This window comes from Mycolicibacterium litorale, assembly GCF_010731695.1.
In the GTDB taxonomy this organism is placed as follows: domain Bacteria; phylum Actinomycetota; class Actinomycetes; order Mycobacteriales; family Mycobacteriaceae; genus Mycobacterium; species Mycobacterium litorale.
The window spans coordinates 4,621,738-4,636,964 of the sequence record NZ_AP022586.1 but is presented as its reverse complement, the minus strand read 5'-3'; the positions used below and the strand labels follow the sequence as shown (position 1 = coordinate 4,636,964).

At 69.6% G+C, this 15,227-nt stretch carries 18 protein-coding genes; 4 read left to right on the top strand and 14 right to left on the bottom strand.

From position 1 onward, the window contains the following. Positions 1-86 precede the first annotated feature (86 nt). Genes G6N30_RS22105 through G6N30_RS22095 form a run of 3 tightly spaced genes read left to right on the top strand, consistent with a single transcriptional unit; the run spans position 87 to position 1,599 of the window. On the top strand, positions 87-311 hold the full coding sequence (locus G6N30_RS22105; protein ID WP_134061029.1) for a hypothetical protein: 225 nt from the start codon (positions 87-89) through the stop codon (positions 309-311). 42 nt (positions 312-353) lie between these two features. Beyond that, entirely contained in the window at positions 354-602 is a 249-nt protein-coding gene (locus tag G6N30_RS22100) for a hypothetical protein (RefSeq protein ID WP_134061030.1), read from the top strand. A gap of 40 nt (positions 603-642) precedes the next feature. After that, positions 643-1,599: a TIGR03557 family F420-dependent LLM class oxidoreductase gene (locus G6N30_RS22095; RefSeq protein ID WP_134061031.1), complete on the top strand. Its 957-nt coding sequence runs from the start codon at positions 643-645 to the stop codon at positions 1,597-1,599. 4 nt (positions 1,600-1,603) lie between these two features. Here G6N30_RS22095 and G6N30_RS22090 read toward each other — a convergent pair whose 3' ends face one another. Genes G6N30_RS22090 through G6N30_RS22075 form a run of 4 tightly spaced genes read right to left on the bottom strand, consistent with a single transcriptional unit; the run spans position 1,604 to position 5,865 of the window. Continuing rightward, positions 1,604-2,476 (bottom strand): rhomboid family intramembrane serine protease, encoded by an 873-nt coding sequence (locus G6N30_RS22090; RefSeq protein WP_134061032.1) that lies wholly within the window; start codon positions 2,474-2,476, stop codon positions 1,604-1,606. 35 nt (positions 2,477-2,511) lie between these two features. Continuing rightward, positions 2,512-4,221: an amidase gene (locus G6N30_RS22085; RefSeq protein WP_134061033.1), complete on the bottom strand. Its 1,710-nt coding sequence runs from the start codon at positions 4,219-4,221 to the stop codon at positions 2,512-2,514. Positions 4,222-4,246: 25 nt separating this feature from the next. Then, positions 4,247-4,657 (bottom strand): nuclear transport factor 2 family protein, encoded by a 411-nt coding sequence (locus tag G6N30_RS22080; RefSeq protein WP_134061034.1) that lies wholly within the window; start codon positions 4,655-4,657, stop codon positions 4,247-4,249. Next, positions 4,654-5,865: a cytochrome P450 gene (locus G6N30_RS22075; protein ID WP_134061035.1), complete on the bottom strand. Its 1,212-nt coding sequence runs from the start codon at positions 5,863-5,865 to the stop codon at positions 4,654-4,656. The genes G6N30_RS22080 and G6N30_RS22075 overlap by 4 nt, the downstream gene beginning before the upstream one ends. Before the next feature lie 135 nt (positions 5,866-6,000). On the opposite strand from G6N30_RS22075, the gene G6N30_RS22070 reads away from it, so the two are divergent. Further along, entirely contained in the window at positions 6,001-6,516 is a 516-nt protein-coding gene (locus G6N30_RS22070) for a TetR/AcrR family transcriptional regulator (protein ID WP_234880384.1), read from the top strand. Here the strand turns inward: G6N30_RS22070 and G6N30_RS22065 are convergent, their stop codons facing one another. The 10 genes from G6N30_RS22065 to G6N30_RS22020 form a co-directional block, all read right to left on the bottom strand. After that, entirely contained in the window at positions 6,517-6,924 is a 408-nt protein-coding gene (locus G6N30_RS22065; RefSeq protein WP_234880379.1) for an STAS domain-containing protein, read from the bottom strand. A gap of 53 nt (positions 6,925-6,977) precedes the next feature. Then, positions 6,978-7,475: an ATP-binding protein gene (locus G6N30_RS22060; RefSeq protein ID WP_134061037.1), complete on the bottom strand. Its 498-nt coding sequence runs from the start codon at positions 7,473-7,475 to the stop codon at positions 6,978-6,980. Between the two features lie 32 nt (positions 7,476-7,507). Next, a complete protein-coding gene (locus G6N30_RS22055; RefSeq protein WP_134061135.1) occupies positions 7,508-7,855 on the bottom strand; it encodes an STAS domain-containing protein in 348 nt (115 codons plus the stop codon). A 170-nt stretch (positions 7,856-8,025) separates the two neighbouring features. After that, the gene (locus tag G6N30_RS22050) at positions 8,026-10,242 is read right to left on the bottom strand and encodes an MMPL family transporter (protein ID WP_134061038.1); all 2,217 of its coding nucleotides are present in this window, start codon (positions 10,240-10,242) and stop codon (positions 8,026-8,028) included. A 43-nt stretch (positions 10,243-10,285) separates the two neighbouring features. Next, on the bottom strand, positions 10,286-11,020 hold the full coding sequence (locus G6N30_RS22045) for a hypothetical protein (RefSeq protein ID WP_163687956.1): 735 nt from the start codon (positions 11,018-11,020) through the stop codon (positions 10,286-10,288). After that, complete coding sequence (locus tag G6N30_RS22040; RefSeq protein WP_134061041.1) at positions 11,020-11,913, bottom strand: hypothetical protein; 894 nt, start codon at positions 11,911-11,913, stop codon at positions 11,020-11,022. The genes G6N30_RS22045 and G6N30_RS22040 overlap by 1 nt, the downstream gene beginning before the upstream one ends. After that, on the bottom strand, positions 11,910-12,896 hold the full coding sequence (locus G6N30_RS22035; protein ID WP_134061042.1) for a vWA domain-containing protein: 987 nt from the start codon (positions 12,894-12,896) through the stop codon (positions 11,910-11,912). Before G6N30_RS22035 ends, G6N30_RS22040 begins: the two co-directional genes overlap by 4 nt. Further along, positions 12,887-13,360, bottom strand: coding sequence for a hypothetical protein (locus G6N30_RS22030; RefSeq protein WP_134061043.1), 474 nt, complete (start codon positions 13,358-13,360; stop codon positions 12,887-12,889). Before G6N30_RS22030 ends, G6N30_RS22035 begins: the two co-directional genes overlap by 10 nt. Further along, on the bottom strand, positions 13,350-14,219 hold the full coding sequence (locus G6N30_RS22025) for a DUF58 domain-containing protein (protein ID WP_134061044.1): 870 nt from the start codon (positions 14,217-14,219) through the stop codon (positions 13,350-13,352). The genes G6N30_RS22030 and G6N30_RS22025 overlap by 11 nt, the downstream gene beginning before the upstream one ends. Positions 14,220-14,223: 4 nt before the next feature. Then, complete coding sequence (locus tag G6N30_RS22020) at positions 14,224-15,225, bottom strand: AAA family ATPase (RefSeq protein ID WP_134061045.1); 1,002 nt, start codon at positions 15,223-15,225, stop codon at positions 14,224-14,226. Positions 15,226-15,227 lie beyond the last annotated feature (2 nt).

Genomic DNA, 15,227 nt, shown 5'->3' with positions numbered 1-15,227 from the left:
AGGCGGTACGTGGCGGTCACCAAACGGACGATTCGCACTCCCACCGTCCCGAATGATCGTTAACATTCGAGCGGGAGGGTCAACGCATGGAGACGAAGCTTCGCCGGTTCCTCAGCTACAAGCTGACCATTGCCGAGCTGATCGGGATCGCGCTGCTCCTCGGCACGCCGTACCTGATCGTCGGCGTCATCTGGTCCAGTACGCACACCGACCACCTCAGCGACATGCACGGTGTCGACCTCGCGATCTCGTTCCTCGGGTCGATCGCGTCGTGGCCGGTGCTGCTGTTCAGCGATGTGTGCATGACCTGACTCGCGTTTGGCCGGTCGGCTGGGCGGGGTACGCCGCTCGCCATGAGCAATGAGTTCGCCGACGAGTCGATCGACGTCGTCGCCCCGGGCGACAGCATCGCCGTGGACCGAGGATCGGGACCGCAGCCCTACAAGGTGGTGCACAAGAACGACGGTGAGGGTTCCTTCCTACTGACGCTCGAGGGCGTCAACGGGGAGACCTTCGAGCAGGAGTTCGCAGCGGGCACCACGGTGACGCGTGCGTTGGAGTCGAAGTGGGAGTCCTCGCAGAGCCCGACCCCGCACACCTGACGGCCGGTTGACCCGGCGGCGGGCGGGTACCCCGCGCGTCATGCCCAAGCTCGGATACTTCCTATCGTGTGAGCAGTACACCCCCGCGGAACTCGTCGACCAGGCCAAACGCGCCGAAGCCGCAGGCTTCGAGTCGCTGTGGATCTCCGACCACTTCCACCCGTGGAACGACGAGCAGGGTCAGAGCGCGTTCGTGTGGGGTGTCATCGGCGCGCTGTCGCAGGTGACGTCACTGCCGGTCACCACCGGCGTCACGTGCCCGACGATGCGCATCCACCCGGCGATCATCGCCCAGGCGGCCGCCACCGCCGCGGTTCAACTCGAGGGGCGCTTCGTGCTCGGGGTGGGCAGCGGCGAGGCGCTCAACGAACACGTCCTGGGCGACCCCTGGCCGTCGGTGGGCGTGCGGCTGGAGATGCTCGAGGAGGCCGTCGACGTGATCCGCCTGCTGCACAGGGGCAGTCAGATCAGCCACCACGGCACCCACTACGAGGTGCAGGAGGCGCGGATCTACACGCTGCCCGAGCAGCCGGTGCCGATCTACGTCTCGGCGTTCGGACCGCAGGCCGCCGAGTTGGCCGGCCGCATCGGTGACGGCCTGGCCACGACGATGCCGGACGCGGACATCATCAAGGCGTTCCGCGACGCCGGCGGCGGTGACAAACCCGTGCAGGCCGGCACCAAGGTCAGCTGGGACCGCGACCCCGACAAGGCGCTCGACGCGGCACACCGGCTGTGGCCCAACGAGGTGCTGCCCGGCCAGCTGGCGCAGACGCTGCCCCGGCCGGGTGACTTCGCCGACGTCGGCACGCTGGTGTCGAGGGACGCGATCGCCGACGCGGTGACGTGCGGCCCGGACCCCGACAAGCACGCCGCCCAGGTGCGCGAATTCTTCGACGCCGGCGTCGACGAGGTGTACGTCCAGCAGATCGGCCCCGACGTGGAGGGCTTCTTCGCCTCCTGGCAGCGCGACGTGTTGCCGCAACTGCGGTCCTAGCGGCTCAGCGCACGCCGAACAGCGTCAGGATCTCCTGGGTCCGCCACAGGACGAGTGCGACGAACAGCACCAGCACCGCCGCCGTCACACCGCCCTGCACAAGATTGCGGCGCGCGGCAGGCGCGTACGCGTACACCCCGGCGATCGCCGCACCGGTCACCAGGCCGCCGACGTGCCCCTGCCAGCTGATGCCCTGCGAGCTGATCAGGGGGAAGACGAACGTGAAGACCAGGTTCAGGATGATGATCGCGGCGATCCCGCGGATGTCGAGGTTCAGCCGGCGGGCCACCACGAACATGGCGCCGAACAGGCCGAACACCGCCCCCGACGCCCCGGCCGTTCCGGCGTTGAGGGGTGAGAGCAGGTACACCAGCACCGAGCCGCCCAGCGCGCTGAGCGCGTAGAGCGCGCCGAAACGCAGTCGGCCCAGCCACATCTCGAGCGGCGGACCCACCACGTAGAGCGCCCACATGTTGAACAGCAGGTGCATCGCGCCGTAGTGCAGGAAGGCCGAGGTGACGAGGCGGTACCACTCGCCGTCGGCCACCCCTGGCGACCACAGCACGAGCTCGGGTTCGAGCCCGGGTGCGGCCAGCTGCAGCAGGAACATCACCACGTTGACCGCGATCAGCGCGTAGGTGACCACCGGCTTGTGGGAGTCCGACAGCCGGCCGCCGAACGGTGCGCGGGCCTGCGGCGTCGCCCGGTTGGCCTCGCCCACACAGTCCGGGCACTGATGCCCGACGGCGGCCGAGCGCATGCACTCCGGGCAGATGAAACGCCCGCACCGGGTGCACTGCACGTAGGTCTGACGGTCAGGGTGCCGGTAGCAGCTCGGCGCCTGCGCCGGAGACTGCGGGTACTGGGGATAACTCATGGCACCGCTTCCGCTCGGTCAACTCTTCGCGACCATCATGCCAACGGCGGCGTACGCGCAGGCACCGTGCGTCGGGCCCCGGTGGATTCGAAAGCACACGCCCACCGCAGCAGCGCGGTGTCGCTGTAGGCGCGGCCGGCGAAGGTGAGGCCGACCGGCATGCCGATGTCGGCCATCGTGCCCATCGGGACGGTGACGGTGGGAATGCCGAGGTGGCGCGGCACCAGGTTGCCGTTCGACACCCAGACCCCGTTGCGCCAACCCGATTCGGCCGACGTGGGGTTGACGTCCATGTCGGCGGGTCCGACGTCGGCGGCGGCCGGGAAGATCACCGCGTCCAGGCCGTGGTCGTCCATCCACTGTTCGAGGTCGATGCGCCGGGTCTCCTCCAGCCCGCGCAACCCGTCGGCGAGTTCGGGGATGTCGAGCATCGACGCGACGGGATGGTCGCGCACCCACTGCGGGTAGGCGGCGATGTCGTCCTCGAATCCGTCGTAGCGGTCGGGCAGCGCACCCGGCGGCGGCGGGAAGATCTGCGTGCCGTCGACGTCGCGCAACGTGCGCAGCGCTGGATCGCCGTTGGCGGCCAGGAAGTCCTCCCACGCCCACGCCGACAGGTCGAGCAGTTCGCGGCGCAGGTAGGACGGGCTGACCAGGCCACGGGTGAAGATCGTCGGCGCGCCGGGCCGGTCGCCCTCGTAGTTGGTGACCGCGGGGAAGTCGACCTCGACGACGTGCGCGCCTGCCGCCTCGAGATCGCGGCGCGCGGCGTCGAACAGAGCCAGCACCGAGGGCCGGGTGTCGATCCGCCGCCCGGTCGGCCCGCCGATGCCGGGTGAGGCCGCGGTCCCGGCGTCGGGATCGGCGTTGATGTACATGCGCGGGACACCGAAGCGCCTGCCCTGCAACGTCTTCGGAACGTCGGCCAGGGCGCGATAGGACGGCGGCCGGACATCGCGGACCCTCGGTACCGGCACCCACGGCTGCGTCCGCCAGAAGTCGCCGCGCGTCTCCGGGTCGTCGGCGACGACGACGTCGAGCACCTCCAGCAGATCGGCCATGGTGCGGGTGTGCGGCACGACCACGTCCATCGTCGGCACCAGCGGCCAGTTTCCACGGACCGAGATCACGCCCCGCGACGGGGTGTAGGCGCACAGTGCGTTGTTCGACGCGGGCGCTCGCCCCGAGGACCAGGTCTCCTCGGCGAGGCCGAACGCGCAGAACGACGCCGCCGTCGCGGTGCCCGATCCGTTCGACGAACCCGATCCGAATGCCGCGGTGAGATAGTCAGCGTTGTAAGGACTTTCGGCCCGGCCGTAGAGTCCGCGCTGCATACCCCCGTTGGCCATCGGTGGCATGTTGGTCAGGCCGATGAGCACCGCACCCGCGGCGCGCAGCCGTTCGATCGCGAACGCGTCGCGCTGGGCGACCAGGTCGGCGAAGGCGGGGCTGCCCGCGGCCGCGGTCAGCCCGCGGGCGAGGTAGCTGTCCTTGGCGGTGTACGGGATCCCGTCGAGCGGTCCGAGCGTTTCGCCGCGGGCGCGCCTGGCGTCGGCCGCCGCCGCCGCGGCGTGTGCCTGCGGGTCGAGCACCACCACCGAGTTGAGCCGGATGCCGTCGTGGTCGTAGCCCGCGATGCGGGCCAGGTACGCCTCGAGCAGCCCGACCGCCGAGACGCGTCCGGCGGCGAGTGCGGATCGCAGGTCGGCGATCGGAGCTTCCACTACGTCAACATCGGCGAACACGGCCGCGAGCGTACTGGCGCGCGGTTCAGCCGGTGGACTCGAACTCCATGATCAGCCGGGTCAGCCGCAGGGCCGCCAGCCTCCATCCGTCGTCGCGGCGTACCCAGCGCTCGTGGTAGTGCCCGTAGCCGGTGAGCGACGGCCCGTTCTCCCACACCACCCGGTCCTGCATCGCCCACACCACGCGCGCCTCGTCGCCATCGACGTCGATCAGCGGGGTGTGCACCTGGTGTGCCGAACGCGCGTTGGTCAGCGAGGACCGGATCATGTCGACCGCGGCGTCGCGGCCGTGCACCACCGGCACACCGGTGCCCTCGCTCACGTCGAGTTCGATGTCCTCGGTCATCAGGGCGCCGAAGCCGTCCCAGTCGCGGGTGTCGAGGGTGTAGCAGTACCTGGCCTTGGCCTGGGTGAGTTCGATGAAGGCGTCGGTCATCTGGGGTTCCCGTTCGGCACGATGAGGCGGAGCTCCTCCCAGCCGCGCACCGTGGACGTCGGTGCGAGGCGCGCGGTGTCGTAGTCGATGTCCCACTCGGGGAAGCGGTTCAGCAGTTCGTCGAGCGCGACGCGGCCCTCCAGCCGCGCGAGATTGGCGCCGAGGCAGTAGTGCAGGCCCTTGCCGAACGTGACGTGGCTGATGTTGTCGCGGTGGATGTCGTAGGTGTCCGGGTCGGGGTAGCGGCGGTGGTCGCGGTTGGCGGCGCCGAACAGTAGAAGCACGGCGCTGCCCGCCGGCACCGTCGTGCCGTACGCTTTGAAATCCGTTGTGAGCCAACGCGCGACGTGTGGCCCGGTCGGTTCGAAGCGCAACGTCTCGTCGACCACCCGGCCCAGCAGGCTGCGGTCCTCGCGCACCTGCCTGCGCTGGTCGGGGTGCTCGGCGAGGACCTTGGCGAGCCAGCCGATCAGCCGTCCGGTGGTCTCGTTGCCCGCACCGGCCACCACCTGGGTGTAGTGCAGAACTTCCTTGCGGGTCAGTGTGCGCGTCACACCCTCGGAGTCGGTGAACTCGACGTTGAGCAGCGCGGTCATCAGATCGTCGGACGGGTTCTTCGCCCGCCACTGGACGTAGTCGGCGTAGATTCGGCCGTCGGCGATCCGGTCAGGGTCGGCCACTCTCATCGGCGCACCGGGTTTGGTGCGCAGGTTGGCGTCGTTGGCGTCGCGGACCGAAACCTGTTCGGACTCAGGGATTCCCAGCAGCATGCCGATGACACGCATTGGCATCATCGCGGCGAGCTCGGCGATGATGTCGAAGCCACCGGAACCGACGTGCGGGTCGAGGCAGGCGATGCAGTACCGCCGGATCTGGTCTTCGATCGCGGCCATCCGGCGCGGGGTGAACACCCGCGACATCAGCCCGCGCAGCATGGTGTGCACCGGCGGGTCCTCGAACATCATCACGCCCTCGGGCATGTCGAAATCGGACTGCACGAGTTCGAGGATGTCGCTGCGGCGGTTGGAGAAGGTCTGCCAGTCGAGCAGCGCCTTCTCGACGTCGGCGTGGCGGGACAACGCCCAGAAGTCGTAGCGCTCGTTGTAGTAGAGCGGTGCCTCTTCCCGCAGCCGCGCGTAGGTGGGGTACGGATCGGTGACGATGCCGATGTCGTAAGGGTCGTAGTACACGCCGGTGGCGGTGGTCATCGGGCTCCCTCGCTCACGGTTCCTGGGCGATCGCCCAACACCTAAGCTGAGGCCATGTCTAGCAGCCGCCGAGACGGTGGGTCAAGGGCGGATTCGGGGGCCCGCCGGGCGCTGCTGCAGGCGACCGCGCAGATCATGCTCGAGGAGGGTTACGCCGCGGCGACGTCGCGGCGGGTGGCGGCGCGGGCCGGGGTCAAACCCGCGCTGGTGCACTACTACTTCCCGAGCATGGACGAGCTGTACGTGGCCGTGCTGCGCGCCGGCGCCGAACAGAACCTGGCCCGTCAGCAGGAGGCGCTGGGCGGGTCCGGACCGCTGCACGAGATGTGGCGGCTGAACTCCGCGACGGGCGCGCAGCTGTGGATGGAGTTCATGGCGCTCGCCAACCACCGCGAGGCGCTGCGCGTCGAGATCGCCGCATACGCGGACCGGTTCCGGGCGCTGGAAGAGGCCGCCATGGCCGATGCGCTGCGCGCGCACGGGGTGGACACCGCGGAATTCCCGCCGGTGGTGATGTCGATGATCGTGGCCAGCCTGGCCCGCATCGTCGCGCTGGAGCAGGGACTCGGGATCAGCAGGGGCCACATCGAGGTCGAGCAGTTCGTCGAGCGGTACCTGACCCGCTTCGAACCTGCGCCGGATCGGGACTGATCAGGCGGGTTCGGCCGCCGACGGTTCCGCCGGGGCGTCCGCGCGCGGGATCACGCCCTCCGGATCGCACAGCGTGAGCAGCCGCGACACCGCCCGGCTGGGGGTCACACTCCACGCGACGTCATGGCGCAGGAGCTGGGCGTTGATCGCATGCAAGGCCGCGATGCCGTCGACCGCCAGGAAACCCAGCGCCTGCAGGTCGACCTCGACGACCGCGTGCCCGTCGGCGGCCTCGCACACCGCGACCGCGAAGTCCTTGGCGTTGACGGTGTCCACCTCACCGCGCACGGCGATGCAGATGTGCCTGGCGGAACGGGGTCCCCACGACCGGGTCGAGACGGAGAGCCGGTCGGAGTGGGTGGCGCGGGCGTGCGGGCGGGAGTGACCGTGCAGCGGGGTGATGGTCACGGTGGCGCTCCGATGGCCGTCGGGTGCGGCCTCGGCCGCCCAGCCCTGTCCCCTTACCCGGTGGCCGCGTGATCCAAACCACTCGCCTGAGCGGACGCCCCGGAGCGGACGGGCGCGCGGCGCTGGCAGCGGTCGAAATACAGGTGGACCTGCGTCCCCTGCGGGGTCCTGTCGATGTCGAGACGGTCGGACAACGCCCGCATCAGCGGGATGCCGCGGCCCCGGGAGCGCTTCTGGTTCGATGTGTCGCTCTGACGCCACCGGCCGCGGTCGGCAATCGTGATGGCCAGCGTGCCGTTGTCCAGGTAGGTGGTCTGCAGGGTGATGTTGTCGCCCATCTCGCGATCGGGATAGGCGAACTCCGCGGCGTTGGACAGCGCTTCGTTGACCACCAGCACGATGTCGCTCGACCGGACGTCGTCCAGCTCGAAGTGGTCACAGAGCCACTTGGTGAACTCTTCCCGCAGACGTGCGACCGCGTGTGCGTCCGCGGCGCCCATGCGCAGGAAACGCAGGTCGGCCCCGTCTGACTGGTAACTCGACGAACTCATAGTGAGGTATGGCTACCCCATTCGTGCCAAAGTCATTCAGCGAACGTGTTCAGCGCTGTGTCGAGGGTCGAGAACAGCTCGATGAAGTCGGTCAATCCGGTGATCTTGAGCGGTCGGCTGGTGCCGGGTCCCTCCGCCACCACGGCGAACCGGGTCGCCGGTGTGACCTCGTCGTGAGTGGTGATCAACACGTGCATCCCGGCCGACGACAGGAACTGCGCATCGCTCAGGTCCACGATCAGGCCGGTGGGCTGTTTGCGGTGAGCGGCGCGGATCGCTGCCTGCAGACGCGGCGCCGTCAGCATGTCGACCGCACCGGTGGCGCGAACCACGGCTACCTGGCCGTGCCACTGCTCGGCATCGATGTTCTGACCGTCCAACACTCACCCTCGTGATTCTTCGCACCCACCTCCGATGAGCAACGAGTCACGACTGTGAAGGCTGCAGTCTCAACCCGCCACGTCCTCGAAATCGGAGCACGACGGCACCCAGGCTAACCCACGTCCGCCAGCGATGACCGTCCAGCCAAAGGCCACTCCGGTCGGCGCCGCTAGACCGCCGCCTTCGCCGGAGCGCTGCCGGAGTCGACGTTGTCGCGCATCGTCTCGCCCTCGACATCGACGTTGGGCAGGATTCGGTCCAGCCAATCCGGCAGGTACCAGGCCCGCTGCCCCAGCAGGGACATCACGGCCGGGATGAACACCATCCGCACCACGAACGCGTCGAACACGACGGCCGCGGCGAGGGCGAACCCCATCGACTTGGCGACGCTGTCCGGGGACAGGATGAACGCCGCGAACACCGAGATCATGATCACCGCCGCGGAGGTCACCACCCGCGCGCTGCGCTGGAAGCCGGTGATGACCGCGGCGCGGGCGGTGAGGTCCCCGTCGTCGCGCTTGACGTACTTCTCACGCATCCGCGTCACCAGGAACACCTGGTAGTCCATCGCCAGCCCGAACACGATGCCGATCAGGAAGATCGGCAGGAAGCTGATGATCGGCCCCGGATCGGACACCAGGCCGAACCAGCCGAGCTGAAAGATCGCGACCGTCGCCCCGAACGTCGCGCCGATGGAGAGCACGAAGCCGAGGGTGGCGGTCAGCGGCACCAGCACCGAGCGGAACACCAGCATCAGCACCAGGAACGCCAGCCCCACCACGAGCGCCAGGTAGGGCACCAGCGCCTTGGTCAGCGATTCGGACAGATCCGACAGGATCGCGGTCTGCCCCGTCACGCCGACGTCGACGCCGGCCCGCTCGGCCAGTTCCGGCTGTAGGTCGCGGATCGAGTCGACGAGCGCCTGGGTCTGCGGGCTGCTCGGCCCGCTGGCCGGGATGACCGTGATCAGTGCGGCGCTGCCGTCGGCGTTGGGCTGCGGCGGCGTCACCATCTGCACGTCGTCGAGCCCGCGCAGCGCGTCGGCGGTGGCAGTGAATCCGGCCCGGGGGTCCTGGGTGTCTGGGGTGTTGGAGGAGGCGTCGGCGATGACCATCAGCGGACCGGTCAGCCCTTCGCCGAATCCGCGGTCCAGCAGAGCCACCGCCTTCTTCTGGTCCCCGGTGGCCATGTCCATGCCGAGTTCGAGTTCGGTGACCGGCCATGCGATGGCGCCGAGCCCGACGATGACCGCGAGAATCGCCGGAACAGGATGAGCAGCAACGAGTTTCGCCCAGCGCAGACCGTTGGTCGGCGCCGTGTCGGGTTCGTCGCCCTGACGGAGCCGCCGGATCGGCAGCGCGAAGGTGCGCCGCCCGAACAGGCCGAGGAAGGCCGGCAGCAGGGTGACGGCGGCCAGCACGGCGAACACCACCGACACCGCGGCCGTCAGGCCCATGATCGAGATCATCGGGATCCGCACGACGGTGAGGCCGACCAGCGCAATGACCACGGTGAGCCCGGCGAACACCACGGAGGACCCTGCCGTGCCGACCGCGCGGCCCGTCGCCAGGGACCGGTCGTCGGTGACGCGTAGTTCGTTGCGGTAGCGGGAGACGATGAACAGCGAATAGTCGATCGCCACCGCGATACCGATCATCGAGGCGAGCAGCAGCGCGGAGCTGTCCATGTCGACGAACCTGGTGGCCCCGGTGATGAGGGCGACCGAGATGCCGACACCGAACAGCGCGGTGATGATCGGCAGCGTGGCGGCGACCACCGAGGCGAACGCGATGACCATCACCACCAGCGCGACTCCGAAGCCGATGGCCTCGCTCATCCCGCTCGCCGGTTGCTGCGCGTTGAACAGCGTGCCGGTGGCCTCCGCGGCCAGCCCGCCGTCGCGGCCGGTCTGCAGCGCTTTCTCGAATTCGGTGACCTGGTCTTTGGTGATGTCGACGAACTTCTGGTCGTAGACGACGTCGAGGTAGGCGATCGTACGGTCCTTGCTGACCTGCATCGCGGCCGCCGGCGTGGTCAGCGGATTGATCACCGCCTGCGCCTGGACGTGCGGCAGCCGCCGCAGCCCGTCGGCGAGGGCGTCGATCCGCGCGACGTTCTCGGGCTGGTCGAGTGTGGTGCCGCGGGGCGCCTCGACCACCACCTTGGCCTGGGCGATTTCGTCCATGTCGCCCTGCTCGGGGAACTTCTCGGCCATCAGGTCGCTGGCGCGCTGCGACGGCGACCCGGGTAGCGAGAAGTCGTTCTGGAACGGTTTGGCCATGGTGGTGCCTGCCAGTGCCGCCAGCAGGACGAGCAGCCACAGTGCGATCACCAACAGCTTGCGCCGATACGCGAACTGCCCGATGCGGAACAAGAACGTCGCCATAGCTGAGCTAACTACCCGCTTCGGGCGACTTCACACACTGCGCTCAGCCGGCGGAATCCCGCAGGATCTGCCGTAACCGGTCGAGCGGGTCGGCCCCGCGCGGATTGAGCTGGCGGGGGGCGTCGGGTTCGGCGTCGGCGTCACCGGGCGCACCGGCGGGCGGGGGTGGCGGCGGCGGGGGTGGTGGCGGCGGCGGGGGTGGCGGCGGCGCGATGGGCGGCGCGTTCCGCAACCCGTCGATCTTCGCCTGTAGCCGCGGCGCGGTGTCGGCCCGCACGGCGCGGCGTTGCTCATCGGGGTCGGTGTTCCCCACGAAGCAGTTCGCCGGTGCCCGCGCGACGATGTCCAGTGCCTGGGTGTAGAGGTCGCGGGCGTCGGCATTCCTGCCGATGAACGCCGCGTCGTCGGCGCGGCGTTCCCGGACCAGCGCGAGGTTGACCCGCACGGGGCAGGACAGATCGTCCGGGGTGCGGGCCAGCGATTCGGCGAACAGCGCGTCGGCGTCGTCGAGCCGGCGTTCGAGCACGGCCGAGAGGCCTTGTATGAACGACGCTTTCGCAGGTTCGACGATGTTGGCGATGCCGAGGACGGCCGCATCGGTCGCGAGCGCGTCGGCATCCCCGTCGGCGTAGTCGCGCACCGCGGCGCCGCCGGCGAACACCACCGACAGCAGTTTGACCGCGACCAGGCCGACCACCAGGGCCAGGGGTGCGCTCCAGATCAGCAGGCGCCGCCGCATCCGTAGTCTCGACGGCACCGGTCCGCTTCGGCGGCGCATCACGACAGCACATCCCGTCGGGCCACCCGGCTCTGGCGCAATTCCCGCACGCTGAGCCAGATCTCGCCGAGGAGCAGGATCGCGGCGATCAGGCAGAGCAGCCAGTACAGTTCGGTCCGCGCGCCGGCGGCGACGGGTTCGGTGGCCTCGGCGGCGTCCGGGCTCGTCTCGAGGGCGGGTAGGTCACCGCCGGCCCGTCGGTCGAGATAGGGCACGCCGAGATCGTCGGCGATGCGACGCAGGGTGGCCTCGTCGATCGCACCGTCGGCGGGATGGCCGAGCACCGCTCCCCCGCTGACCGAATCGGCGGGCACGTCGATGCTCGAGCGGGTGTCCGGTGCCCCCGGGGCTCCGGCGCCGGCGTACACCACCAGATTCTGGGAGCCGGGGTACTGCTGGGTGGCCTGGATCAGCTGGTACCGCAGGATGTTTCCGGGGGCGGCGGCGTCCGAGCGGTCCGGGTCGCCGGGGGGCAGGGGGACCATGGCGTCGATCGCGGGTGCCAGACTCCACACGTCCTGGGAGAGCGGCCAGGTCAGCGCCGGCCCCGGTGCGAACGTGATCACCGCGAAGCGCGCCTGGGGATATCGTTCGAGCAGCGCGTCGATGTCGGAGCGCGCATCGACGGTCCGGTCGAGCAGCACGAACACGTTGGTGTTCGCACCGCTGCCGCGGTCGCCCGTGTCGTCATCCGTCGCGGTGAACGCCGGCCGGGTGCAGGCCAGCAGCAGCAGCGTGACCACGAGTGTCATTGCCGCCCAGCGGGCCAACGCGCGTCTACGGTGAGCGCCCGTCGCCGCGAGGGCCTGCCGCAGCGTCACCAGCCGGGCGGCGACCAGAGCGACCGCGACGACGGCGAAGATCGCGAACGGGATGATCGGTTCGAACGTCATCGTCGCAGCACCACCAGCGTCACACTCAGCAGCGCGGTCGCGACCAGCACGACGGCCAGCAGCGGCACGGGCGCGTCCTGTGTCTGACCGGTCACCCGGGTCCCGTCGTCGAGCACGAGAGGGACGGGTCGGCTGTCGATCTCCGCCAGCGCGTCCCGCACCGCGGATTCGGTTGTGGCGATGGTGAATTCCCCGCCGGTCCGGTCGGCCAGCGTGCGCAGCGCCGCATCCTCACCGGAGGTGACGACGTTGATCTGGGCGCCCGCGGCGTCGGCGAGGTCGGCGACCTGCTGGGCGTCGAAGAGGGCGGGGCGCTGTTCGTCCGCGGCGCGCAGCACCGGCGGCCCGAGATAGACCATCGAACGCCGGTGGGCACTCTTCTGGTCGAAGCCCGGGAACCCGGTGAGGCAGAGGGACAAGACGTCGTCGACGCCGGCCGCGTAGTCGGTGTAGGTGATCGGTGCGGCGAACTGGCCGAGCAGGCCGGGATCGGGGTCGGCCACCTCGGACGCCCGGGCGAAGTCGCCGAACCGTCCGGCGGCGTACTGGTAGTCGCGGGTGAGCGGGACGACGCGGGAGTTCACCGACGTCAGCCCGATGCGCTGGGTCTGATAGGTCGCGGCCTGCTGGGCGTAGTGCCGTAACAGCGCGCCGGTGGCGGGATCGGTCACCGGCGATGCGACGCACAGCATCAGGTCTTCGGGATGGATGCGTTCGAACGCGTCGTCGGCACCGGTCGGCCGGGCGGCGGCGGCCGCGGCCGCACCGAACAGCACGACCAGCAGCACCAGCGTGGCGACGGTGGACACCGACCGAAGCCGGGCGGCGCGGGCGTATTCCGGGAGCCGGATCAGCCTGGCGATGTTGGCCAGCGGCCGCAGCCTGCGCCGGTCCGGTGCCAGCGGCAGGAGAACCGCCATGGCGAAACACCCCAGCAGCGCCAGCAATCCGATCACCGCGATCGGCCACCATCTCAGGTCCATGTGCGGACCAGCTCCTGTGCGCGCGCGCCCAGCCGTCCGACGTCACCGGCTGTTGCGTCGCTGAACTGCACGTCACCCAGCTCGGCCAGCACGGGGACGGCGGCACCCACCCTGCTCTCCGCCAGGGCATCGATCTGCATGTACTGCGCGCGCACCCCGGTCGACTGGTGCAGGAAGCTGCGCAGGGTGCGGCTGATGCCCGCGCAGGCTTCGGCGGCGGTCAACCGTCCCGCCTCGTGGTCGGCGGTGATGTCGGCGATCCGGCGGGCGTAGCGACGCTGCAGCAGCCGGGCGTGCAGGGTGCCCACGACCGGACGCCCCCGAAGCTTGTCGGAGGGCAGCGTCGCCACGAAAACCACGGCGTACCAGACGATCACGAGGAGGATCAGCAGGATCGCCACCCACAGCCACCAGCCGGAGTACGGGGTCGGACCGATCACATGCCGAAGCAGCTCATCCCGCACGGGCGAGCACCTCGGTGAGCGCGACCAGTTCACGGCGGATGTCACTGCTACCGGACAGGGTCGCGTACGGAACGGCGTGCCGGGTCAGCAGCGCGTCGAGCCGGCGCAGTCGGGCCTTCTCAGCGCGGCGATACGCGGCGACGACGCGCCTGCCGAGCGTGGCGCCGTTGAGGACGACCTTGCCGGTCGAGACGTCGTAGCCGTCGGCGTCTTCGGGCCCGCCGATCGGCGAGAGGTCTGACACCATGAGCCACATGATGTCGTGGCGGGCGGCCAGCCGGCCCAGCATCTCGTCGAGGCGCGGGGTCGTGTCGGGTTGGTCGGACACCACGACGATCAGCCGGCTGTGGCCGTAATGCGTTGCCACGTATTCGAGTTGGGAAGTGATGTCACTGGGGCCCGGATCGGCGAGGCTGTGCGTGTACCACCGGTGCAGCAGGCTCTCGATGTGGTTCTCCCCGCGGCGGGCGGGGACGTTCGCGCACCCGCGCGCATCGCCGAGGACCATGCCGACCTCGTCGGAGCGGTTCATGGTGATCAGGCCGATCGCGCCCATCGCATAGGCGGCGACATCGCGTTTGCACTCACCGCTCGCCGCCAGCGCGGACATGTTCCGGCCGGCGTCGGCGACCAGCAGGATCTTGTGGTGCTTCTCGGAGACGAACCGTTTGATCAGCACGCTGCCCGAGCGGGCGGAGGCTTTCCAGTCGATGTCGCGGACGTCGTCGCCGGGAACGTACGGGCGCAGATCGTCGAATTCCAAACTGCGCGTGTGCAACAGCGCATAACGTCCGCCGTCGAGCAGACCTCGGGTGTCCTTGCCGAAGTGGGCTCTGGCCCGGTTGAGATGCGTGCCCACGGGCTCAGGGCACCCGCACAGCCTGCAGTACCGCATCGACGACACGGTCGGCGGTGACGTCGGCGCTGGCGGCTTCGAAGCCGAGGATCAACCGGTGGCGCAGCACCCGGTGGGTGACCGCGGCGACGTCCTCGGGCAGCACGTGCCCGCGGCCGGCCAGCACCGCACGGGCGCGGGCGGCCTGGCAGAGCGCAATCGTGGCACGCGGGCTCGCGCCGTAGGAGACGAACCGCGCGATCTGCTGCGGCAAGAACTTGTCGGGGCGACGGGTCACCTCGACCAGGCGACTCGCGTACTGCACGAGCACGCGGTCCAGGTGGACGTGCCGCACCACCTGCTGCGCGCGCCGCACGTCCGCGAGACCGACGACCGGGGCGCTGTGATGGTCGGCGTCGTAGATGCCGGCGTCGATGCGCGCCATCACCTCGACTTCCTCGTCCACCGACGGGTACTCCAGCAGGTCCTTGATCATGAAGCGGTCGGTCTGCGCCTCGGAGAGCGGGTAGGTGCCCTCTTGGTCGACAGGGTTCTGGGTGGCGATGACCAAAAACGGTTCGGGCAGCGGGTAGACCTGACCGGCGATGGTCGTCTGGCGTTCCTCCATCGCCTCGAGCATGGCGCTCTGGGTCTTGGCGCTGGACCTGTTGATCTCGTCGAGCAGCACGATGTTGGCGTGCACCGGCCCGAGTTGGGTGACGAACCGGTTGGTGGCGGACTCGTAGATCTGCGTGCCGATGATGTCGCTGGGCAACAGGTCCGGCGTGCACTGGATGCGCTGGAACTCGCCGTCGATCGCGGCGGCGATGACCCGCGCGGCCGTGGTCTTCGCCAGGCCCGGCACACTTTCGATCAGCACGTGACCACCGGTCAGGAGGCCGATCAGCAACGATTCGCGCAGGTTGAGCTGACCGACCACCTTGGCGGCGAAGGCGTCGCCGACCGCGCGCACGACGCGCTGCGTTTCGACGAGGGATTGCTGATCAGGTCGGGTGCGTGCGGCAGTCATAT